Origin of the sequence: Leucothrix pacifica (assembly GCF_003172875.1) — a bacterium.
GTDB classification, from domain to species: domain Bacteria; phylum Pseudomonadota; class Gammaproteobacteria; order Thiotrichales; family Thiotrichaceae; genus Leucothrix; species Leucothrix pacifica.
Map to the genome: position 1 here is coordinate 70,046 of NZ_QGKM01000006.1, position 22,328 is coordinate 92,373.

The following is a 22,328-nucleotide window of genomic DNA, read 5'->3' on the forward strand; positions in this document are numbered from 1 at the left end:
TCTTCAACTGCTGCAACAACTTCTTCAGCCTTCTCTTCTTCGACTGCTGCTACAACTTCTTCGGCCTTCTCTTCTTCGACTGCTGCTACAACCTCTTCAGCCTTCTCTTCTTCAACCGCTGCAACCACTTCTTCAGTCTTTTCTTCTTCGACTGCTGCTACAACTTCTTCAACTTTCTCTTCTTCAGCGTCAGCAACAACTTCATCAGCTTTATCCTGGAAAGGACCCGGAGGTGGAGGTGGTAAATCACCCGATGCTTCTGCAACCTCTTCCGTTGCCTCAACAACAGCTTGCTCTGTAGCAGACGTTTCTGATGTTGCTTCAGCAACAACTGTTTCAGCTGACTCAGCAACAACGACTTCTTCAGCGTCACTTGCCGCATCGGTAACAGCAGCCGCTTCGGCCTCAACCGCATCACCTGCTGTTGTCTCAGCAGTCTCTGTCACTGTTGCTTCAACTTCTGTAACTTCTTCTGTTACGACATCTTTCGCATCATCACCTGCAGCTGCAACAGCCGCCACGGCTGCAGTCGCAGCGCCAGCAACACCTGCGGCTACTTCAGCACCCGCATCACTAACTGCATCTTTTGCATCGGCAACAGCAGCACCGTCCAATGAAGGTACTTCAGGGGCCATTTCCACTGCTTTCTCAACAGTTTCTGAAACAGCGGTTTGCACTGTGTCTACAGCACTCCCGGCATCAGCTTTAACTGTTTCAACAGCAGCAGTTGCTTCAGTCTTCACGTCTGTGACAACCTGTGAAGCTGTTTCTGTTACCGCCGAGGTAGCTTCCTCAGTCTTAGCTACAGTTGATTCAACCGCGTTTTGAGCAGTATCAGCAACTTCACTATCCGGACCTGTAACTATGATGGCGCCAGAAGCAAGAACTGTAGCAGCAGTAACTGCCAAGACACCTTTATGCATCGATTTCATAACGTTTCCTTCATGCTAAAATTTTTTTAGTATCCACCGTGAGCAGTGCACGACCATGAACTTTCGTATTCCTCTAGTGAGAACTCAAATAGTCATCGCTAAGCAATTGTTCCACACACTAAGAGCAGATAACGGGATTATCCACTCAATGAATTTATAATAATTCAGGGATTTAGTCGCTGGAGCATTACCATATGGTTCATCTATTTTTATACTGCAGCCATTATAGACAAAACTTCGCCTAGTTGTCGCCTTCGATTCAGGAAATATTCACGACACTTGCAAATTATTTCGATTCGAAAGCGACATCTACAACGATAAGCCTCAATAATAGAGTGGAAATACGCGTCGCACGTTTCCCCATTGCTCATGGGTGAGCTTTAACTCGATACCAAGTGGCAGTTCATTCTTAGCCCACTCTGTTTCGTTTTCTCCTTCTGCCGACAAAAAGGCAAAGCTAACCTCATTAACTTCAGTCAATAAGTTCATTGTCAATGGCTCCGCGTCGTTATGGTCAACATGGTTCCAACTCATGCGCTGTAATGTATTATCCTCCAATACATAACGCACACGCTGCAAGCTACTTCGGTTCAAGTCTGTAGGGTTTGAGTTACCGGCCCGAGTAAACTCCATTAAACCAGTATCATAACCACCATCTGACTTTAACGCCGGAATCAACTCGGAATAACCCGTATTCCTCGGCCTTAGAGTCATCTGTCGTAAATCTTTTTCAATAAAAACCAAGCTACGCTGAAGCTTCTTTAGCGCCGTTTCATGCTCCAACGAATCCCTGTCATGATTCATGATTGAGACTAAACCGGTATAAGCAACTACCGTCATTAAGGAAAATATTGCTACTGAAACCAGTAATTCAACCAGCGTAAAACCTGATTCAGAACGAGATTGGTTCATAGTTTAGCCACAAAGCCCGTGACTGATGCCGTCAAATCATCGTCATCAGCATCTTCCAGACGAACATCGATGGTCACGCGCAGAACATTGTCATCGGGTGTTTTTTCTGCGCGTTGCTCCCAGATCCATGTGCGCTGCATCATCTCTTCCTTACCACTTTCCGAGCGTACAGGCCACTGTCGACGCAATTTTACCGTTGACAGCTGATTAAGCCCCACCCATTGAGCAGCAGTACTGTCTACCAATATTCCACCATTGCGCGCAGCATCCAACATCACCTTAGATACCGTACCCAAAGCGGTTGCAACAATGAGGAGTGCTATTAACACTTCAATTAAGGTAAACCCGGCCTTGTCCTTTAAACCTGAAGAGACTCTACTCTGACTCATTAAAGCTCTCCCGCTTCAACTCACCCAGAGGGTCGTACTCTAGTGTAGAGTAGATCTCCTCAGACAATGATAATTGATAGGTGAAAGGAGTGATTTCTCCACTAGAGAGAAACAGCAGCTTCGGAGCGGGCACTTCACCATCAAGAGAATCTTCAACAATCAACTCCTGACCTTCTACCGATGCCAGCTGCCGGAGAAACTCGGGTATCTTTTGAGCCTGAAGTGGCTGTTCTTCTATCAGCTCCCAGCCAGACTTACCACGTTGCATGAAACGATACTCACCCTCATCCACAACTAAGCCCAAATCCTGAGACTGCAGAACAGCATGTGTTTGGGCGTAAGAAACTCTGGACTCAAAACGATCTAGCTCTTCAAACAACAGCTCTTGCTTATCTCCCGGCAAGTACGGTAGTACAACAGAAGTGAGCAGCCCCATAATAGCAATTACCACCATCAGCTCGATGAGAGTATAACCCTGCTGATGATGGTGAATTGAAAATCGGTGAGGCCTAGACATCAACATAAAAGTGACGTCTTACAGCTGCCAACTACCAATATCATCATCGCTTTTACGACCATCAGGGCCAAAAGACATAATATCGATATCATCGTGAACACCCGGATTAAGGTACTGATAAGGATTACCCCATGGATCAACAGGAATTGATTCCAACTCTTGTTTCCAGCGGCTGCTTGGCTCAGGAGACCCCGTTGGCTTGGTGACCAGCGCCTGCAAGCCCTGCTCCGTACTTGGCAAATTGAAGTTTTTTAGCTTGTAGAAACCAAGAGCTCCCTTAATGCGCTTAATTTCTGTTCTTGCCACATCTTCCTGAACACCAGAAAACTTATCAATCACGTTAGGTGCGACGATTGCCCCGATAATCGCAATGATAGTTACTACTACGATGATTTCCAACAAAGTAAAACCTTTCTGCAAAGAAGGTCTACGCATATTTCCTGTTCGCATTTATCTGAAACCTGTTATTGTTTAAAATTTATCTAATTAAGGCATTTTGCCACAGTTGCCGTACTTTCCCAAAGCCATGAATACCAAACTCACCTTAGCTGTATTGATAGTGACTCTACTGAGCTTTAGTCTGCAGTGGTGGCAACCCGACTTTATTTATGTCAAAAACTCAGTCAATCATGGTGAGTGGTGGAGAGTTATTACGGGTCAATTCGTACACACCAACTGGCCACATTTCGCATTAAATATTGGCAGCCTGATTCTATTCGCCTTGCTATTCTATAATACGATTCGTGTCACAACCTTTACGATAAGTTTATTTTTATTAGTATTGAGTATTGGCTTATGCATTCACCTGTTTGAGCCCAGAATACACTGGTATGCGGGACTCTCTGGTGCAATCTATGGATTATACATCATTGGTGCGCATACCGCTTATCGGGCGGGAGACAGGTTAGTTGGCTCTGCTGTCTCGATATTGGTGATTGGCAAAGCAGTCTATGACCACTGGGCCGGCCCTCTTCAAAACAATGCTGAACTCATCGGCGCGCGCGTTGTTACCGAATCTCATTTATACGGTATCGCCACAGCAATCGTGATGATTGGGCTTGCTAGCCTCTATCGACTGACTAGCAAACCCACAAGCCATTAGCTTTGTGATTCACGCGCGACGGCTCTGTAGCCGATATCATCACGATAATAAACGTTATCCCAGCTGATTTGATGTGTCAGCGCGTATGCTTTTTGTTGCGCCTCCGTGACACCCTTCCCCAGACCCACAGCACATAGCACCCGACCACCCGAAGTCACTACATCATTACCTTGCGCTTTAGTACCTGCATGGAATACTTTAGCGTCATCCGCTGATTGTGCTGGTAAACCGTTAATCACAGTACCTTTCGCGTAATCCATTGGATAACCGCCTGCCGCTAAAACTACACCTAAAGCTGCACGTGAATCCCATTCACTTGTTGCCTGATCTAAAGAGCCATCCAGTGCATGATCCAGTAGTTCAACTAAATCCGACTGTAGACGCATCATAATTGGTTGCGTTTCCGGATCACCAAAGCGTACATTGAACTCAAGCACCTTAATTTCACCATCAGGCGATACCATCACGCCGGCATACAAGAAACCGGTAAATGAATTACCCTCTTCAGCCATGCCTTTAATCGTCGGCTCAATCACTTGCTGCATAATCCGGTCGTGGATCTCAGGCGTCACGACTGGCGCTGGAGAGTAAGCACCCATACCACCCGTATTAGGTCCCAAATCACCATTATCTCTGGCTTTATGATCCTGAGAACTCGCCATTGGCATGCTGTGAACACCATCAGAGACAACGATAAAGCTCGCTTCTTCACCTGTCAGGAACTCTTCAACTACCACCCTATGCCCGGCATCACCAAACGCATTACCTGCGAGCATGTCATGAATCGCATCAATTGCTTCCTGCTCTGTCTGCGCGATGATGACGCCCTTACCCGCCGCTAAACCATCCGCTTTTATCACGATTGGAGCGCCAACAGACTTGACGTACTCAACCGCAGCATCAATTTCAGTAAAATTTCCGTAAGCAGCTGTCGGTATATTATGTCGAGCCAAAAAGTCTTTAGTGAATGCCTTAGAACCCTCTAACTGAGCAGCAGCCTGTGTCGGACCAAAGCACCTCAGACCCGCTTCCATGAAACGATCAACAATACCAAGCACTAATGGCGCTTCCGGACCAACTACAGTCAGAGCAATATCATTTTCTTTAGCAAATGCCAGCAATCCATCCAGATCATCAGATGCAATCGCGACATTCTCAATGTTTGCTTCCAATGCTGTCCCGGCATTACCAGGGGCAACAAATACCTGAGTAACTTTAGATGACTGAGCTATCTTCCATGCCAACGCGTGCTCACGTCCACCATTACCTACGAGTAGTACCTTCATGCTTTTTCAATCCGCTAAAAATCAACGCGCATACTATAACTGAATTCATGACAGTGGGTAACTTTTGCTTTCAGGCTTAGGCCTCAATGCTGATACAATCCTACTTTTAACTCCATCTGTAACCGATTATGCAAGTAACTCTAGCTAACCCTCGTGGTTTTTGTGCCGGCGTAGATCGCGCCATTGACATCGTTGACCGTGCCATTGAGCTACTCGGTGCGCCTATCTATGTCCGCCATGAAGTCGTACACAATAAATTCGTAGTCGACAACCTACGTGACAAAGGGGCTGTCTTTGTCAACGAGCTTGACGAAGTACCGGATGATTCAACGGTTATTTTTAGCGCACATGGTGTATCCAGAAAAGTGCAGGATGAAGCTAAGCGTCGTGGCCTCAAAGTTTTTGACGCAACCTGCCCATTAGTGACTAAAGTTCACATGGAAGTGGTTCGCTACAGCCGTGAAGGTCGTGAAACGATACTGATTGGTCACCGTGGACACCCGGAAGTTGAAGGCACCATGGGCCAGTATGATGATAGCTTTGGCGGAGCAATTTATCGTGTCGACTCTGAAGAAGAAGTGAATGCATTGGAGATTGAAAACCCTGAACAGATTGGCTTTGTGACTCAGACCACACTTTCAGTGGACGATACCAATATGATTATTGAAGCACTAAAGAAACGCTTCCCTTCTATTCAGGCACCTAAGAAGGACGACATTTGTTACGCCACTCAAAATCGTCAGGACGCTCTGAAAAACTTAGTCGACAATTGTGACTTGGTATTCGTGGTTGGTTCACCAAATAGCTCTAATTCAAACCGACTCAGAGAGATTGCTGAGAAGCGGGGCGTCCCAGCCTACTTAATCGATGGCGCTGATGATATTCAGGCTGAGTGGTTAGATGGCAAACAAAATATTGGACTGACGGCCGGTGCATCAGCACCTGAGGTATTGGTTCAGCAAGTGACGCAAAAGCTCACGGAAATGGGTGCAAACGTAATGCCTGACACCCAAGGAATCGTTGAAACTGTTTCTTTCGTACTTCCTAAAGAGTTACGTCAGACAAGCAATTAGGGGACACTGACTAATCTCGCCCTGCCTGTGATTGATACGGTAATTCGCTTGCGAATATCATCAGAGGCAGGGCCGATGTTAAAGGTTGTATTCGTGGAACGTCCTGAGAACTGGTAAGTCAATGAATCGGTCGCTTGCGCAGAGGAAATTGAAATACCTTTGATTGGTCCATGAACTCTGATTATCTTATCCGGATCGTTAGTACCATCACCATCCAAGTCACAAGTAGTGACAGTTTTGGTGATAACACCATCCCCATTACAGTCAGTAAAAATTATCCAACCATGCGAATAGTCGTCTAATGATTTAGAACACGCTGTGTTGTTGCTACTGGTACAGAGACTTACCGAAATACTTCGTTTCGCCGCTTCACTTCGGGTAAGCATTAATGCTGATAGAAAGTCGTTTGAAGACGATGAAACACGGTTGTTTTCAACCATGCTGGTGAAACCGGGTATTGCAATGCTAGCCAGGATAGCCGCAATACTAATTGTGATAAGCGCCTCGATTAGGGTAAAACCAGAAGCTCGGCTAATTGTTGTTTTCATTATTATATTCCCATTATGAGCCTAGCCGATTATACCCAACTCCATGCAAGACTTGGGCACCAAAAGACGAGCGGCATCACAAAAGCCTTATTGCCGCCAGAACACCGGAGTCAACACCACCAACAAAGTAAAGATTTCAAGGCGTCCCAGTAACATTGAAAACGATAATAACCACTTCGCGAAGTCATTAATTCCCGCATAATTGTTGGCGACATCACCAAGCCCCGGACCAAGATTGTTAAGCGTCGCTGCAACTGCCGAAAATGCCGTGACCTGATCTAAACCACTCGCCATCAGTAGTAACATAAACAATACAAAAATACCGATATATACCGAGAAGAACCCCCAGACTGCTTGCATGACATTATCAGGCACCGGTTTGCGGTTGAGCTTTACCGATATGCGGGCGCTCGGGTGTATTAAACGTAATACCTCCCGCATGCCTTGCTTAATTAACAACAGCACACGCACCACTTTCATCCCACCCGCCGTTGACCCTGCGCACCCGCCCATAAAACTTGAAAAAATGAGTAACACAGGAAGAAAGGATGTCCAGTAAACATACTCTGAGGTAGTAAACCCGGTCGTAGTAATCATTGAAACCACTTGGAACAATGATTTATAAACCGTTTCACCGAGCGTACTAAATTGATTTTCGATATACAGATAGACAATACACACCAAGCTAATCGCAGCCACACAATAGAGATAGAAGCGTAATTCAGAATCCTGAAAATACAGTTTTGGATTACGTTTTCGCCAGACTAAAAAATGCAGACTAAAGTTCGCACTAGAGAGCAACATAAAAACGATCGCAACGGTATCGATAGCGTCACTTTTAAAATACCCCATACTGTCGTCATGCGTCGAAAAACCACCAATAGCGACTGTCGAAAAGCTATGCCCTATGGCATCAAACCAGGTCATACCTGCGAGTTTGTAAGCAATGGCGCACACTAACGTAAAACCAAAATAGATCAGCCATAACAATTTGGCTGTTTCTTTAATTCGGGGTGTTAGTTTGGAGTCTTTTATCGGCCCGGGACTTTCCGCCCGGAATAACTGACTACCACCAACACCCAATATTGGCAGGATAGCCACCGCCAATACGATAATCCCCATCCCACCAAGCCATTGCAACTGTTGTCTGTAAAACAAAATTGAATAAGGCAAATTATCAAGGTTAGTGATAACAGTTGCACCCGTTGTGGTCAGTGCAGAGATCGACTCAAAAATAGCATCAGTCACTGAGATTTCTAACTGACCTGAGAGAATAAGCGGCAAAGACCCGCTAACACCAAGCACGCCCCAAAACAGAATAACGACAAGGAAGCCATCGCGTAAGCGTAATTCGTTACTAGACTGCCTGAAGGGATACCACGTGACCGCACCCGCAATCAATAAAGCAAAGAACGCTTCGACAAAGGGCATCACATCTGAATCATTGTATATCCATCCCACGATCACCGGAAACAGCTGAGTAAAACTGAATAACATCAGCAGCAGCCCAAGAATCCTTATGATCACAGAAAATTGCATAGCGTTTAAATAAAGCCCATGCCAACCTGAAACAGCTTTTCAATAACCGGTATATAGCGTTTGTCAGACAAGAACAGAATCACATGGTCATTTTCTTCAATCACGACGGAGTGACTTGGCAGAACCACTTTATTCTCTTTCACTACAGCGCACACCGTGGAGCCTGGCGGTAGTTTGAGTTTTTTGAGCGTTCGTCCCACTACACGTGAAGTCTTTTCATCACCATGTGCCACTACTTCGATCACCTCAGCGGCTCCCCGACGCAATGCATGCACTGACACAATATCACCACGTCTCACATGGGCTAATAAGCCACCCAATGTGATTTGTTGGGGTGAAATAGCCATATCAATGATGCCACTCTCTACTAAATCCACGTAGCTCGGTCGATTGACTAGTGCCATGACTTTTCTCGCGCCTAAGCGCTTCGCTAGCATGGCAGAGAGAATATTCGCCTCATCATCATCTGTCACGGCGCAGAAGACATCCATATTACTGATATCTTCCTCTTGCAGCAGATGCTCATCCGCCGCATCCCCTTCCAGCACCAAGGTTTTGTCCAAACGCTCAGCCAGATAACCTGCCACATCGGAACTCTTTTCGATGATCTTAACCTGATAACGCTCTTTCTCCAGCAGTCCGGCAAGGTTCCCACCAACATTGCCGCCACCGGCTATCATAATTTTTTTATAGGGTTTTTCAGCGATGCTTAATTCACTCATTACAACACGAATGTGCTGCATACTGGCAATCACAAAGATCTCATCATCCACCTCAATGACCGTATCACCATCGGGCAATATCGCTTTTCCATTACGGAAAATTGCAATAACCCTCACATCAACGTCGGGCATGTGATCGGCAAACTCACGAATCTGATGATCGATCAGCTTACCACCGTATTGTGCTCTGAGAGCAACCAACTGCACATTACCATTAGCAAAATCAATCACCTGCAACGAGCCGGGATTGGCAATCAGGCTATATACATGCTCTGTGATCAACCGCTCCGGACTGATCAACACATCAATAGGAATCGCTTCTTTTGAGAATAACTCGGGATGATCCAGATAGCTGGCTGAGCGCACCCGTGCGATTTTGGTCGGTGTGTGGAATAGCTGATAAGCCACCTGACACGCTATCATGTTGACCTCGTCACTGCTGGTAACGGCGATCATCATATCCGCATTCATGACATTGGCATTTTCCAAAACATCAGGATGTGAAGCATTCCCCTGATAGGTGTCAATATCCAGCTTTTCACGTAAATGACGCAGGCGCTCTGCATCATTATCGATGACGACAATATCATTATCTTCAGTCGCCAGACTATCCGCCAGAGAGCCACCTACTTGCCCTGCTCCGATAATGACAATATTCATTGATTATTTACTAAACTGCTTAGGGTCAATATTTAGTGAGCGCATCTTACGGTACAAGTGCGTTCGCTCCATTTGAACACGCTCAGCAAGTTGACTGACGTTACCACCGCATTGTTCTAACTGATAACTCAGGTAATCATGCTCAAACTGCTCTCGCGCCTGACGCAGCGGCAATTCAAACAATCTAATCGGCAACTGCTCCACGCCCTGACTAAAAATAGGAATACTTCTACCCAGAACCTCTTCAACCTCTTCCTGAGTGATTTCTGTATCTGTGCCTAATATCAACAGGCGTTGCACCAGATTTCTCAGTTCACGAATATTACCGAGCCAATGATAATTACGCAGGTAATTCTGGGCCGCCACGGAGAAATGACGGTAAGACAAACCATCCAATGCAATCAGGCGATCCACATAGAAGTTTAATAGCTCTGTGACATCTTCAGGGTGCTCTCGCAGAGGAGGAATCACCAGCGGTACAACGTTGATCCTGAAATACAATTCTTCAGAAAACTGTCCTGCATCCACATCATCACGCAAATCATGCTGAGCCGACACAACCAAGGACGCCTGAAAATCGATCTTAGTCTGACCACCGATTCGGGTGTACTGCTTATCTCTCAACACTAATAAAAGGGCTTGCTGAGCCTCTGCATCGAGCGCAGGAATATCGCAAAGGTAGAGCGTACCACCCTGTGCTTCATCAAAGAGTCCGGGCGTTACCTTGCCATCCTCTTCTTTACCGAACAGCTCTTCAAGCAACGCTTCACTGCTAAATGAGGACACAATCGCCTTAACAAAGGAGTTATTTGCACGATCACTTTTACTATGAATATATCGCGCAAATACCTCTTTACCGACACCTGACTCGCCATACAAGATCACGACGACGTCGGTATACTGGGAGATTCGCTCTGACTGTAAACGCAGCTCTCGCATTATCTGCCCTGAACCAATCGGCTCTGAGGGCGCTAATACTTGCTTTTTTAAGCCTTTATTTTCCTGCTCGAGCTGACTGGATTTCAGTGCGTGATCGACCGACAGCAGTAACTTTGCCATCGATAGCGGCTTCTCAATGAAATCATAAGCACCAAGGCGCGTTGCTTCCACAGCAGTCTCAATGGTGCCGTGACCTGACATCATGATGACCGGAGAATTTAATACGCCACTCTCATACCAACTTTTAAGCAAAGAAATCCCATCTTCACCCGGCATCCAGATATCTAACAGAATAAGTTCGGGCCGACTGACTCTCACCTGCTCACGTGCTTGCTCAGCTGTCTCAGCAACAACAACCTGATACCCCTCGTCTTCCAGAATTTCACTAACGAGCTGGCGTATATCCGGCTCATCATCGACGACTAAAATTCGGTGTTTTTCCGTCATTTTAAGAGACATCTTTAACCTCATCGGCTATTTTTTTAGTTAATTCCAGCCCAGCATCAACTGGGAAGTAAACGCTGATTGTAGCGCCTTTTTGCTCATTATTCCGAGCAACCACTCTGGCAGAATGTTCCTCGACAATCTTTTTGACAATCGAGAGTCCTAAGCCTGAACCTTTTTGCTTACTACTGACATAAGGCTCAAATAGTCTTGGCAGTACCTCTGCTGGAATTCCGGGGCCACTATCAGTAATACTAAGCTCAACCTCAAGTTTGCCTTTCGCATCCTCAACAGAGCGTGTTGCAATCTTCACTTCGCGCTGATCACACGCTTCATCAAACGCCTCAAAAGCATTTTTTAGCAAATTAACGACTAATTGCCGTATGCGACCTGAATCCAGATGAAGCTCAGGTATTTCTTTTGAATCAACAACAACAGTGACACCCTGATCATTCACTGCATATAACTCTGACACCTCGGTCACTAATGCATTAAGATCAATCCGTTGTAACTGTAGCGCGGGAGCACGCGCGTAATCACTAAACGCATCCACCATTCCCTTCAAGCTATCCACCTGATTCACAATGGTACGACTCATTCTTTGCAGTAAATCAGCTGACTTCTCACTCAACTCAGGGTGAAGCCGGTGCTGCAATCGCTCTGCTGATAAGCGAATGGGTGTCAGAGGATTCTTTATTTCATGCGCTAAACGCCGCGCCACTTCACTCCATGCCGCTTCATGCTCCGCCTGAACCACATCGGTAATATCCTCCAATACCAACACATGTCCGGCCGAACCATCAATCAACTGGGGTAATGCGGTACCTCGGCATACCAGCATTTGTCTACCGGTATTTAATAATAAACTAACTTCACATTGCCACTCTTTATCATGACGCTCCAGATGAGGTGTAACCTCTTTGAGTAATGGTTCTAATATCTCGTACCCAAGTCCTACATCAAACAAACTACGGTTAATGAAATCCGAGAGTGGCACTCCCAGTACATGCTCGGCTGCTGCATTGATCCGGCGAACCACATATTTATCATCAATTGTAATAACACCCGATGTTAAGTGGTCCAGCACAACATTTAGGTAATCATGTTGACGCTGAACCTGCTGCTGACTTTGCTCACTCTCGTGACGCGCATCAGACAAACGCGTTGTCATGGTGTTAAACGAACGCGCTAATAAACTAAAATCATCTTTATCGGATACTGGCAATTTTTTCTGCAGGTTTCCGGAAGCAACGGCTAGAGTACCTTCCAACAACTTACGTACAGGGGTTGTAAGACGTTTGGAATACAGAAAAGCAGCCCATACAGAGAATAGTATAGACAAAACCATAATCAGAAACAGGGTTAAACGGAAGCTTTGCTTAATTAAACCTCGTTGATAATTAATATTCTGATATTGGTTACGGGCTTCCTGCACATTGCTGGACAAGCGCTGCTCGCGATCCGAAAAAGGAAACAACGCCGTTAGTACCAAGGTGGTTCGGGTTGAGTTTGGCCTAAGCGTGATGGCTACACGTGAGTACAGACTATCCCCACCGACGTATTCCAAACGATTCATGTATCCACGACTTGCCAGACTTCGCATGATTTCATCTGCCGGAAAATGCGGGATGATTGTACCAATTTCCTGATTATCACCACTGTAGACCAATACACGATTATTTTTTCCGAGCAGCACCATTTCAAAAGCGCCGAGTTGACTCATGCGTGATTCGATTTTACTCGCATAATCTAATTCATCAGTCACAGTAAGCTCACGAGCCACCTTCTCAACATCATAAAGATGCTGGCGCATGCGAACCGTTAGGGAACTCCGGGCTAACTCCAAAGAATCATCCAGAGCACTCTCAATTTTAATATTGAACCAATTATCAATCCTGTCCCCCAAAAAATTCATTGAGAAATAAGTCACAATCAATACTGGGATGATGGTCAGAATTGAGAACGCCATCATTAGCCGCAATGTGAAACGCGACCCAGCCTGCTGAGTTCGCAGCCGGGTAATAGCCTGATACAGATTAAACAGTATCAGAAAGCTAAGAATTAGGATGATGGCTATATTTAATGGTGCAAGCCAGCCAATGATTCCGTCAGACGTCTCCGGATTACGTGTTGAAAGATTTAGAATTGCCAACGAAATTGCCAGCAAAATCGCAGTCAGGACTACCGGTAGTATTTGAAAAAAGAGTGTCCTTACTGCAATGGCCACGAAATGACCTCACTACTCAGACTATATTGATCGCTAAACAATGATTGAATTTTAAGTGGTAAACGCAATGTTGAGGGTGACAGGCGCACCCCCATAAACAAATAATGGTTACCATCCAGTGTATTCATCGATAGCCCAGGTAATTTGTAATTGACAATATGCCCCATATTGCGCAATGCCGTTGATAAAGACCGGTAATTCCAGTTTTCATTCGTGTCATTGCGTGTAAGTAGGAAATGCCTGCTCAGAGCATGGTATTTCAACTGGTAATTGATGGAGCTTAACGAGTCAGTTTTATTCCACCACCAGTTTCGGTGCTCACCCAAACCGAAATAAATACCTGTTTTAAGGACCACACCATTCATCAACGCCTGCTCCAGATAAGGCGTGAGTTGAAAATCAATTTGCGCACTAACCAGATACACATTATTGATTGAGTCAACCTGATAAATAGAATGTCGTTTGAAAAAAATCCCTTCTTCAGCAAAACCGTGCTGGGTCAGGAGCATAATCAGCAGAACTGGCTTGATGATGAATCTGGCTATCGACCTTTGCATATTACTGTTTTTCTAAAACCGCGTAATAAAAACCATCCATAGCATCCATTCCCGGCAACACCTGTCTTCCGTATTGCTGCGCGAGTCCCCATTCAGCCTCAATCGGCTTAATCACTACTTCTGGTGTTGCTGCTAAAAACGCAGCGATAATGTCTTCATTTTCCGCTGGTAGAATAGAACAGGTTGCATAAACCAAGCGGCCGCCTGGCTTCAGAATATTCCACATACTCCTCAAAATAGACGACTGCTGCTCGTGTAACTGCGCAATATCCTCTTCCCAGCGTAATACCTTGATATCAGGATGACGACGAATGACACCAGTTGCCGAACAAGGTGCATCCAGAAGAATCCTGTCAAAACCTTGCTGTGCCCAGTCACTTGGCTCGTTAGCATCACCTAATATAATTGTTGCCTCAAGACCCAATCTTTCAAGGTTCTCACCGATCCGGATCAATCTGGTTTCTGTATTATCAATAGCAACCATATCTAAACCAGCGGTGTGTTCTAACATATGCCCTGTTTTACCGCCCGGTGCCGCGCAAGCATCCAATACCCGCATGCCCGTTTCGGCCTGAACCAAAGACGCTGCAATTTGTGCAGCAGCATCCTGAACGGAGACATAGCCCTCGTTAAAACCGGGTAATTCAAACACGCTCATCGGACGCTCTAAAATCAGCGCTGACTCCACCGTAGGATGTAGTGTGCTCTCAATATCCTCAGCCTGTAAACTTGCCTGATATTCCTCGCGAGTATTCTGTGACAAATTAACCCGCAACGTCATTGGGGCCCTCAAGTTGGCCTCTTCTAACACCGACTCCCACTGCTCAGGCCAAGCTTGTTTTATTGACTCAATCAACCATTTGGGATGAGCATAACGAGCGGTTTCTATCTCTTGTATCTGGTGAACGAGCGACTCTTTACGCCGTAAGAACGTCCTCAGTACACCATTGACAAACTTCACAGCCCATGACTTTCTCAGTCCTTTCACGGCGGCTACGGTTTCATTCACCGCAGCGTACTCTGGTGTATTTTGATAGAGCACCTGATAAAGCCCAACCCGCAACAGACATTCAATATCTTTATCTTTTGTTTTTAAAGATTTGGTAAGCAGTTGATCTAAAATAGCGCTCAGGCGTTCGTGCCAGCGCAATGTTCCAAAGCACAGATCTTTAACCAGCGGATCAATCGAATCATCGTTATCAGACAAAAGCTGACTTAGCGACGTTCCATCGTAAATCACACGTTGCAGCAACAGTGCAGCCGTTGCGCGAGGGTTTCTTTGGCTCATGAGGGGAAACTTTCTCCAGCCAGGCTACGACCATTTAAAAACTCAGTGACAGACATCGCCTTGCCGCCCGGCAACTGTAAGCGACTAATGGAAATCACACCGTCACCACAAGCAATTTGGATACCTGTTTTATCTTCTGATAACACGGTTCCGGGTGCTGCGCTGACAGACTTACCTTCAACCACTTCCGACATCAGCAAACGCACCGGCTCGCCACCTTTTCGGGTAAATGCCACAGGCCATGGATTAAAGGCGCGGATCATCAAATCAATCTCACTAGCCGCTAACTGCCAGTTAATTTCCGCTTCTGCTTTGCTGAGCTTAGCCGCATAGCAAGTTTTAGATTCATCCTGAACTTCAGGCTGTAATGTACCGGCTTGTATCATTGACAAGACCTCGATCAATGCACTGGCACCATCATTGGCTAATGCATCATGAATCGTTTGAGCCGTATCGTCTTTGGAGATTGTGCGGTGAGTTTTTAGTAGCATGTCACCTGTATCCAGACCTGCAGCCATCTGCATAATCGTGACACCAGTTTCTGCATCTCCGGTTTGAATCGCACGTTGAATAGGTGCTGCACCACGCCATCTGGGTAACAGAGACCCATGAATATTCAAACATCCGAAACGAGGCATATCCAGCACTGCCTGAGGCAAAATCAAACCGTAGGCAGCGACCACCATAACATCCGCCTTGTAGGCTTCCAGATGAAGACGATCAGACGCTTCTTTGAAGTTTTCTGGCTGCTCGACCGTGATTCCCGCTGCTAACGCAAGCTTCTTCACCGCACTAGGCTGTAGTTTACGCCCTCTGCCTGCCGGACGATCCGGCTGCGTGTAAACGGCCACTACTTCATGTGGGGAATCAATAAGTGCCTGCAGTGCGGGAACAGCAAAATCGGGTGTTCCGGCATAAATAACCCTAAGGCCATCGCTCATGCTGCCGCCTGCTTTGCCATTTTCTCTAGTTTCTTTCGCACTCGTTGCTGCTTCAACGGCGACAAATAATCCACAAACAACTTACCCTGCAAGTGATCCATTTCGTGCTGAATACAGACTGCCAGCAGCCCTTCAGCATCAATCTCGTAGGATTCTCCATCACGACCCAATGCCCGAACAGTGACTTTATCTGCGCGCTCTACTTCTGCGTAGTACTCCGGGACTGACAAGCAGCCTTCTTCAGAAATTTCTTTTCCTGACTTGGCTATAATTTCCGGATTGACCAGATACAAAGGATCACTCTTGTCCTCTGACACATCAATCACCACAATTTGCTGATGGATATTCACCTGAGTGGCTGCAAGACCAATGCCCGGTGCTTCATACATCGTTTCCAACATGTCATCCATGATGCCACGAATGTTATCGTCAACTACCTCCACTGGCGCGGCCTTGGTGCGCAAGCGTTTATCCGGATAGCTTAATACTTTTAAAACTGCCATTTAATAAATTACCGTAAGTCTGAAATTCATGCGTACTTAATAACGCCTAAGATACTATAGCTTGCATAAAATAACGAATAAGAACGAGAGGGCAAACCATGTCTTTCACCAATTCACGGCAGATTTTAACCTCTGTTGCCGTACTTAGCGCCATTCTACTGAGTGCCTGCGACAAAGACACTATCAAAAAAAACTTAACCTCACCTTCTCGCCCGGCAGTCGCGCAGTCGGACAACCAGTATGACAGCTATTATGGGCTGCCAAACAACGCTTCTGCGAATTATAACAGCGGACCAAAAGTTAAGCGCACTGTTATCCGCACCAAAGGCGTCTTGAAGGGCGACGCACCACTTCGCTATAAAGTCCGTAAGGGCGATACGCTATGGGGAATCGCCAATAAGTTCCTGAAAGACCCGTGGTTCTGGCCAGAGATCTGGGATAAAAACCAACGAATCAGTAATCCTCACCTCATATACCCTGGTGATGTACTTTATATTTACCAAGGCCCTAAGCAGGTTCGTGGTAAAGATACGGTGACCTTTAAAGACAAAATGATTCCACAAATTCGTGTTGAGCGAGCCGGTGGATACGGTGACCCTATTTCTACATTGGAGCCGTTCCTGTCATGGCCACGTGTACTTGATGAAGCAACCATCAAGAACGCACCGTATATCGTCGATGGTCAGGATTTCCATTTATTAATGGAAGCAGATAAAACCATCTACATCAAAAACTTCCGCGGAAAAGCGCTGGAACGCTACGCCGTATTCTCTCAGGGCAAAGCGATGCATGACCCTGACACAGGCCAGCTATTAGGCCACGAAGTCAGTTATGGGTCTCAAGCGCAAATTGAGCGCCCCGGTCCGGTAACAACTGCGCGTCTGCTTAATATGAAGCGCGAAGTCCGTATTGGTGACCGTTTACTGAATATTGAAAATCACGAACACTTCCTGAAAGCACCAATTCAGGCACCACGCCACAAAGTTCGCGGCACCGTCATGTCTCTCTACTCTAATTCCATGATTAGTGGAACAGGGATGATTATTACTATTAATAAGGGCAAGCGCGACGGAATCAAGCCTGGCTACGTGTTAGGTGTCTACAAACCGGCGCGTCAGGTCAATGACCCTTATGCGGACACTAGCAAAGGCTTCTTATCAGATACTGATAAAATCATGCTGCCGCCTGAACGCGCAGCAAGCGCAGTGGTTTATAGCGTTAGTGACAGACTCAGCTATGCCTTGATTACAAAATCCGACCATGAAGTTAAAAATGGGTATAAAATAGGTAACCCATAATGGATTTCATCTCAGACCTGTGACTACTTCAATCTCATTACAATCCTGGATCTCGCTTTGGCGGGTTCCGGGCATTGGCTGCCAAACTTTTCATAAACTCCTTCAAAAATTTGGTGATCCTGAATCAGTACTCAACGCGACCAATAATGCACTGAAGCAAGCAGGACTAACCGAACGCCAAAGTAACGCTATTCTCTCCAGTCAGTTAGACAATGCTAAGGCCGATATGCTCTGGCTGGATGAGGAGAATCATCACCTCGTCACCTTTCACGACGAGAAATACCCTACTCTGTTACGTGAAATCAGTGTTGCGCCTCCACTTTTGTATGTGCACGGTAATACCGAACTTCTGAATGACCCACAGATTGCCATAGTAGGCAGTCGTAACCCGACACAAAGCGGCCGAAACAATGCCTTTGAATTTGGCAGGCACTTTGCCAATACTGGCCTGTGTGTCACTAGCGGCTTGGCGCTTGGTATTGACGGAGAAGCGCATAAAGGTGCACTGGCGGATAACGGGGCAACCATTGCAGTTACCGCAACCGGTCTGGACAGAGTCTACCCTGCTTCACATCGTCAACTGGCTCATCAAATTGTTGAGCAAGGTGCACTGGTGAGTGAAAACCCAATTGGTACCGCACCCACTGCTAAAAACTTTCCACGGCGTAACCGGATTATCAGTGGCTTAAGTCTTGGCAGTCTTGTGGTTGAGGCGGCACAAAAAAGTGGATCATTGATCACTGCCGATTATGCTAATGAACAAGGACGAATGGTTTTCGCCATTCCCGGATCTATTCACAACCCTCTGGCCAGAGGTTGTCACAAACTGATTCGTCAGGGCGCAAAATTGGTCGAAACCGCCAGTGATGTGATGGAAGATTTAGCCGCTCAAATTGACATAGAAACATTCAATGTACCACCTGAATCTGACTCCGGTAATGGTTCAGAAAATGACGACCCTACAGTATCAAATGATGATAACAGCCGACTACTGGAGGCAATGGGCTATGATCCGGTATCAATAGACGATTTAGTCCTACAAACGGGATTGACCCCTGCAGCGCTTTCATCCATGCTTTTAGTCATGGAATTGCAGGGCTTAATTGCATCCAATGGAAGGGGTAGCTATACGCGTATCAGCGGCTAGTTGGGCTTCCATTGCGTGTTATCTGTCCGGCATACACAGCGGATGGAAAACTTAGGAAACTATGAACACAAAAGAAAATACACTGGATGTGCTTTTTTACCTGTTTGAAAACTACTCGGAAGTAGATGACGTTACTCAAAACAAAGCTGCGCTGCACACTTATCTGGAAAGTGCCGGCTTTCCACAAAACGACATCAGCAAAGCGTTCGACTGGCTGGAAAGTCTGGCTGATAAAACTGAGGTCTACATCAGCGAACCTAGCCAACATAGCACCCGAATCTTTTCTCGCTACGAATCTCGCTACCTGAACTTTGAATGTCAAAGTTATTTAATGTTTCTGGAGCAATCGAAAGTACTTACTCATGAAATGCGTGAGCGTGCTATCGACCGTATCCTGGAATTAAAAGATAAGACGTTCGACATTAACAAGTTGAAATGGGTGATATTAATGTTGCTGCTGAATCAGCCGGATTCAGAAGCCTCTTATATATGGATGGACTGCGTTGCAATGGGCAACGAACCACTCAGTTATCACTAATAAACAGACCATCACTCGCTTAAAAATACGTCATATTAGAGCGCAGACTGAGTATTTTAGTAGGCAGGACTCTTTACTCTGCTTCTTAATACAGTGTATGGTTGCCACAAATTTATAACCATGACTGATAGAATATGAGCGAAAGTCTTGTCATTGTAGAATCACCTGCTAAAGCAAAAACAATCGAAAAATACTTGGGCAAGGACTTTGAAGTCTTGGCTTCGTACGGTCACGTGCGCGATTTAATCCCTAAGACGGGTGCAATCGACACCGATGACGACTTTGCGATGCACTATCAGTTGATTGACCGCAACAAAAAGCACGTTGATAAAATCGTAAAATCGCTTAAGAAAGCCAAAAATCTCTATCTCGCGACCGACCCCGATAGAGAGGGAGAAGCAATCTCCTGGCACTTATACGAGTATCTTAAAGAGAATAACTTATTAAAAGATAAGGATGTCTCGCGTGTTGTTTTCTATGAAATCACCAAAAAAGCCGTTCAGGATGCAGTAGCCAACCCTAGAGATCTGGCAATGCCGATGATTGATGCGCAGCAAGCGCGAAGAGCATTGGACTATCTGGTTGGTTTCAATCTCTCCCCTTTATTATGGAAGAAGATCAAACCAAGCCTGTCGGCAGGACGTGTTCAAAGTCCGGCCCTGCGAATGATTGTGGAGCGTGAGGAAGAGATCGAAAAGTTCATTCCTCAGGAATATTGGACAATCGACGCCAGTGTTGAAAAAGACAAGCAACCTTTTACGGCCAAACTACATACTCTGGGTGGCAAGAACCTCAAGCAGTTCGATCTTAATAATACCGAACTGGCAATGGCGGCTAAAGGCACGTTGGTTAATGATTCGGGCATTGTAATTAACGCTGACGGCGAGACAACCACACCCGGCAAGCTCACCGTCACCCGACTCGAAAAGAAACAACGTAAGCGCCACCCTTCTGCACCGTTTACAACATCAACATTGCAGCAGGAAGCATCACGCAAACTGCGCTTTACCACTCGCAGAACCATGAGTGTTGCACAGCAACTCTATGAAGGAATCGACTTAGGTGATGGTGCAGTTGGTTTGATCACCTATATGCGTACTGACTCCGTGGCTTTGGCAAACGATGCAGTTGAAGATGTACGTGGTCTGATTGATCAACGCTATGGCGCTACAGCAGTCAACCCTGAGGTGCGGACTTTCAAAACTAAGTCCAAAAACGCTCAGGAAGCTCACGAGGCCATTCGCCCGACCTCGGCTGGCAATGTGCCGGATGAAATCAAGCAGCACCTCACTGATGAGCAATACAAGCTGTATGATCTGATCTGGAAACGTACAGTAGCCTGCCAAATGATCCATGCGACTCTGGATACTGTCTCTGCCGACTTATCATGCAGTGAAGGCAACTTCTTCAGAGCAACAGGCTCTGCAGTGCGTGACCCCGGGTTTATGTCGGTCTATCAGGAAAGTAATGACTCTGACAGCGACGAGAAAAAAGAAAAGACTGATGACAGTAAAGATCGCATCCTGCCTCTTATGGAAGAAGGCGACGTTATCGACTTAAATGCGATTTCTGCTGATCAACACTTCACTGATCCACCACCTCGCTTCTCAGAAGCTAGTTTGGTTAAAACGCTTGAAGAGTATGACATTGGACGCCCATCAACCTATGCAAGCATCATCTCAACACTGCAATCACGTGAATATGTAGAGCTGGAATCACGTCGTTTCTACCCTACCGACATTGGTCGTATCGTGAACCGATTCCTGACTCAGCATTTCACTCAGTACGTGGATTATAACTTCACTGCTAATCTGGAAAATGAATTGGATGAGATCTCTCGTGGCGAGAAAGACTGGATTCCTGTGATGGATGCATTCTGGAAGCCATTCCACGAGCTGGTCGAGGACAAAGATAAGTCCGTCACACGTGAAGAAGTCATGCAAGCACGTGTATTGGGTACTGATGAAAAAACGGGTAAGCCGGTATCTGTGCGCATGGGTCGATATGGACCGTTTGTACAAATTGGTCACCGTGATGATGAAGAAAAGCCACAGTTTGCAAGCCTACGCCCCGGCCAGAAAATGGATAGTGTCACCTACGAAGATGCAATGGAACTATTCAAGCTGCCACGTGCACTCGGTGAGACCGAAGAAGGGGAAGCGATTAGTACTAACTTCGGTCGTTTTGGGCCCTATGTTAAGTACGGCAGCAAGTTTGTCTCTTTACCCAAAGACAACAACGACCCTTACACCGTTACACTTGAACAGGCACTCGAACTGATTGCCGCGAAGAAAAAGGCTGATGCTGAGAAGCTGATTCAGGATTACCCTGATGAGGGCATACAGGTACTGAATGGTCGCTGGGGCCCTTACGTTACTGACAAAAACAAAAATGCACGAGTCCCGAAAGACGTTGATGCAAAAACATTGACCCTAGAGGATTGTGTAAAAATGTTGGCAGAAGCCCCTGAGCGTAAAGGTCGGGGAAAGAAAGCGGCAGCGAAGAAACCTGCTGCGAAGAAGGCACCGGCCAAAAAAGCGGCTGCTAAAAAACCTGCCACTAAGAAAACGGCAGCAAAAAAAGCTCCGGCGAAGAAAGCGACAGCCAAGAAAGCCGCGACTAAAACGGCAACCAAGAAGGCACCAGCCAAAACAACGGCCACTAAAAAACCAGCCACAAAGAAAGCAAGCACTAAGACAGCAGCATCAAAAAAAGCAGCTGAATCAAAGGATGCTGGTGACGGCGACTCTGCTGCAAGTTAGTACT

21 protein-coding genes are annotated in these 22,328 nt (G+C 46.2%); 6 read left to right on the top strand and 15 right to left on the bottom strand.

What is annotated here, in order from left to right; genetic code table 11:
* From DKW60_RS04010 to gspG, 5 genes are all read right to left on the bottom strand, one after another.
* The coding region (locus DKW60_RS04010) for a hypothetical protein (protein ID WP_219988629.1) at window positions 1-932 on the bottom strand (932 nt) is incomplete at its 3' end.
* A gap of 324 nt (window positions 933-1,256) precedes the next feature.
* Window positions 1,257-1,844 carry a type II secretion system minor pseudopilin GspJ gene (gene gspJ, locus DKW60_RS04015; RefSeq protein WP_109836378.1) on the bottom strand — a complete coding sequence of 196 codons (588 nt, stop codon included), beginning with the start codon at window positions 1,842-1,844 and terminating at the stop codon, window positions 1,257-1,259.
* Complete coding sequence (gspI, locus tag DKW60_RS04020; protein WP_109836379.1) at window positions 1,841-2,233, bottom strand: type II secretion system minor pseudopilin GspI; 393 nt, start codon at window positions 2,231-2,233, stop codon at window positions 1,841-1,843. The genes gspJ and gspI overlap by 4 nt, the downstream gene beginning before the upstream one ends.
* The gene (gene gspH, locus DKW60_RS04025; protein WP_109836380.1) at window positions 2,220-2,756 is read right to left on the bottom strand and encodes a type II secretion system minor pseudopilin GspH; all 537 of its coding nucleotides are present in this window, start codon (window positions 2,754-2,756) and stop codon (window positions 2,220-2,222) included. Before gspH ends, gspI begins: the two co-directional genes overlap by 14 nt.
* 12 nt (window positions 2,757-2,768) lie before the next feature.
* The gene (gene gspG / locus DKW60_RS04030) at window positions 2,769-3,200 is read right to left on the bottom strand and encodes a type II secretion system major pseudopilin GspG (protein WP_109836381.1); all 432 of its coding nucleotides are present in this window, start codon (window positions 3,198-3,200) and stop codon (window positions 2,769-2,771) included.
* 55 nt (window positions 3,201-3,255) lie between these two features.
* On the opposite strand from gspG, the gene rrtA reads away from it, so the two are divergent.
* Complete coding sequence (rrtA, locus tag DKW60_RS04035; protein ID WP_146203428.1) at window positions 3,256-3,852, top strand: rhombosortase; 597 nt, start codon at window positions 3,256-3,258, stop codon at window positions 3,850-3,852.
* Here the strand turns inward: rrtA and purD are convergent.
* Window positions 3,849-5,138, bottom strand: coding sequence for a phosphoribosylamine--glycine ligase (gene purD, locus DKW60_RS04040; RefSeq protein WP_109836383.1), 1,290 nt, complete (start codon window positions 5,136-5,138; stop codon window positions 3,849-3,851). The genes rrtA and purD overlap by 4 nt on opposite strands.
* A gap of 128 nt (window positions 5,139-5,266) precedes the next feature.
* Here purD and ispH point away from each other — a divergent pair, with 128 nt between their 5' ends.
* Window positions 5,267-6,211 (top strand): 4-hydroxy-3-methylbut-2-enyl diphosphate reductase, encoded by a 945-nt coding sequence (gene ispH / locus DKW60_RS04045; RefSeq protein WP_109836384.1) that lies wholly within the window; start codon window positions 5,267-5,269, stop codon window positions 6,209-6,211.
* On the opposite strand, the gene DKW60_RS04050 is transcribed toward ispH, so the two are convergent.
* The 9 genes from DKW60_RS04050 to def form a co-directional block, all read right to left on the bottom strand.
* Complete coding sequence (locus DKW60_RS04050; RefSeq protein ID WP_109836385.1) at window positions 6,208-6,759, bottom strand: GspH/FimT family pseudopilin; 552 nt, start codon at window positions 6,757-6,759, stop codon at window positions 6,208-6,210. The two genes, ispH and DKW60_RS04050, sit on opposite strands and share 4 nt — an antisense overlap.
* 87 nt (window positions 6,760-6,846) lie before the next feature.
* Window positions 6,847-8,298 carry a TrkH family potassium uptake protein gene (locus tag DKW60_RS04055; protein ID WP_109836386.1) on the bottom strand — a complete coding sequence of 484 codons (1,452 nt, stop codon included), beginning with the start codon at window positions 8,296-8,298 and terminating at the stop codon, window positions 6,847-6,849.
* A gap of 5 nt (window positions 8,299-8,303) precedes the next feature.
* Entirely contained in the window at window positions 8,304-9,680 is a 1,377-nt protein-coding gene (gene trkA / locus DKW60_RS04060; RefSeq protein WP_109836387.1) for a Trk system potassium transporter TrkA, read from the bottom strand.
* Between the two features lie 3 nt (window positions 9,681-9,683).
* On the bottom strand, window positions 9,684-11,078 hold the full coding sequence (locus DKW60_RS04065; RefSeq protein WP_245929577.1) for a sigma-54-dependent transcriptional regulator: 1,395 nt from the start codon (window positions 11,076-11,078) through the stop codon (window positions 9,684-9,686).
* On the bottom strand, window positions 11,068-13,290 hold the full coding sequence (locus DKW60_RS04070; protein WP_109836388.1) for a sensor histidine kinase: 2,223 nt from the start codon (window positions 13,288-13,290) through the stop codon (window positions 11,068-11,070). The genes DKW60_RS04065 and DKW60_RS04070 overlap by 11 nt, the downstream gene beginning before the upstream one ends.
* On the bottom strand, window positions 13,275-13,847 hold the full coding sequence (locus DKW60_RS04075) for a DUF4390 domain-containing protein (RefSeq protein ID WP_109836389.1): 573 nt from the start codon (window positions 13,845-13,847) through the stop codon (window positions 13,275-13,277). Before DKW60_RS04075 ends, DKW60_RS04070 begins: the two co-directional genes overlap by 16 nt.
* A gap of 1 nt (window position 13,848) precedes the next feature.
* Complete coding sequence (gene rsmB / locus DKW60_RS04080; protein ID WP_109836390.1) at window positions 13,849-15,135, bottom strand: 16S rRNA (cytosine(967)-C(5))-methyltransferase RsmB; 1,287 nt, start codon at window positions 15,133-15,135, stop codon at window positions 13,849-13,851.
* Complete coding sequence (gene fmt, locus DKW60_RS04085) at window positions 15,132-16,076, bottom strand: methionyl-tRNA formyltransferase (protein ID WP_109836391.1); 945 nt, start codon at window positions 16,074-16,076, stop codon at window positions 15,132-15,134. The genes rsmB and fmt overlap by 4 nt, the downstream gene beginning before the upstream one ends.
* Window positions 16,073-16,579: a peptide deformylase gene (def, locus tag DKW60_RS04090; protein WP_109836392.1), complete on the bottom strand. Its 507-nt coding sequence runs from the start codon at window positions 16,577-16,579 to the stop codon at window positions 16,073-16,075. Before def ends, fmt begins: the two co-directional genes overlap by 4 nt.
* Before the next feature lie 98 nt (window positions 16,580-16,677).
* Between def and DKW60_RS04095 the strand changes: the two genes are divergently transcribed.
* From DKW60_RS04095 to DKW60_RS04110, 4 genes are all read left to right on the top strand, one after another.
* Window positions 16,678-17,877, top strand: a complete 1,200-nt coding sequence (locus tag DKW60_RS04095) for a LysM peptidoglycan-binding domain-containing protein (RefSeq protein ID WP_109836393.1) — start codon at window positions 16,678-16,680, stop codon at window positions 17,875-17,877.
* A 19-nt stretch (window positions 17,878-17,896) separates the two neighbouring features.
* Window positions 17,897-19,024, top strand: a complete 1,128-nt coding sequence (dprA, locus tag DKW60_RS04100; protein ID WP_109836394.1) for a DNA-processing protein DprA — start codon at window positions 17,897-17,899, stop codon at window positions 19,022-19,024.
* Window positions 19,025-19,085: 61 nt separating this feature from the next.
* The gene (locus DKW60_RS04105; RefSeq protein ID WP_109836395.1) at window positions 19,086-19,562 is read left to right on the top strand and encodes a Smg family protein; all 477 of its coding nucleotides are present in this window, start codon (window positions 19,086-19,088) and stop codon (window positions 19,560-19,562) included.
* A gap of 134 nt (window positions 19,563-19,696) precedes the next feature.
* Window positions 19,697-22,324 (top strand): DNA topoisomerase I, encoded by a 2,628-nt coding sequence (locus DKW60_RS04110; protein WP_109836396.1) that lies wholly within the window; start codon window positions 19,697-19,699, stop codon window positions 22,322-22,324.
* Window positions 22,325-22,328 lie beyond the last annotated feature (4 nt).

Excerpts from the sequence above, each read along its gene's own strand:
- DKW60_RS04095 (WP_109836393.1), top strand. The coding sequence starts at position 16,678 with ATGTCTTTCACCAATTCACGGCAGATTTTAACCTCTGTTGCCGTACTT.
- gspI (WP_109836379.1), bottom strand. The coding sequence starts at position 2,233 with ATGAGTCAGAGTAGAGTCTCTTCAGGTTTAAAGGACAAGGCCGGGTTT.
- def (WP_109836392.1), bottom strand. The coding sequence starts at position 16,579 with ATGGCAGTTTTAAAAGTATTAAGCTATCCGGATAAACGCTTGCGCACC.
- gspH (WP_109836380.1), bottom strand. The coding sequence starts at position 2,756 with ATGTTGATGTCTAGGCCTCACCGATTTTCAATTCACCATCATCAGCAG.
- DKW60_RS04055 (WP_109836386.1), bottom strand. The coding sequence starts at position 8,298 with ATGCAATTTTCTGTGATCATAAGGATTCTTGGGCTGCTGCTGATGTTA.
- gspG (WP_109836381.1), bottom strand. The coding sequence starts at position 3,200 with ATGCGAACAGGAAATATGCGTAGACCTTCTTTGCAGAAAGGTTTTACT.
- purD (WP_109836383.1), bottom strand. The coding sequence starts at position 5,138 with ATGAAGGTACTACTCGTAGGTAATGGTGGACGTGAGCACGCGTTGGCA.
- ispH (WP_109836384.1), top strand. The coding sequence starts at position 5,267 with ATGCAAGTAACTCTAGCTAACCCTCGTGGTTTTTGTGCCGGCGTAGAT.
- gspJ (WP_109836378.1), bottom strand. The coding sequence starts at position 1,844 with ATGAACCAATCTCGTTCTGAATCAGGTTTTACGCTGGTTGAATTACTG.
- fmt (WP_109836391.1), bottom strand. The coding sequence starts at position 16,076 with ATGAGCGATGGCCTTAGGGTTATTTATGCCGGAACACCCGATTTTGCT.
- DKW60_RS04050 (WP_109836385.1), bottom strand. The coding sequence starts at position 6,759 with ATGAAAACAACAATTAGCCGAGCTTCTGGTTTTACCCTAATCGAGGCG.
- DKW60_RS04105 (WP_109836395.1), top strand. The coding sequence starts at position 19,086 with ATGAACACAAAAGAAAATACACTGGATGTGCTTTTTTACCTGTTTGAA.
- DKW60_RS04075 (WP_109836389.1), bottom strand. The coding sequence starts at position 13,847 with ATGCAAAGGTCGATAGCCAGATTCATCATCAAGCCAGTTCTGCTGATT.
- DKW60_RS04065 (WP_245929577.1), bottom strand. The coding sequence starts at position 11,078 with ATGTCTCTTAAAATGACGGAAAAACACCGAATTTTAGTCGTCGATGAT.
- DKW60_RS04110 (WP_109836396.1), top strand. The coding sequence starts at position 19,697 with ATGAGCGAAAGTCTTGTCATTGTAGAATCACCTGCTAAAGCAAAAACA.
- rsmB (WP_109836390.1), bottom strand. The coding sequence starts at position 15,135 with ATGAGCCAAAGAAACCCTCGCGCAACGGCTGCACTGTTGCTGCAACGT.
- trkA (WP_109836387.1), bottom strand. The coding sequence starts at position 9,680 with ATGAATATTGTCATTATCGGAGCAGGGCAAGTAGGTGGCTCTCTGGCG.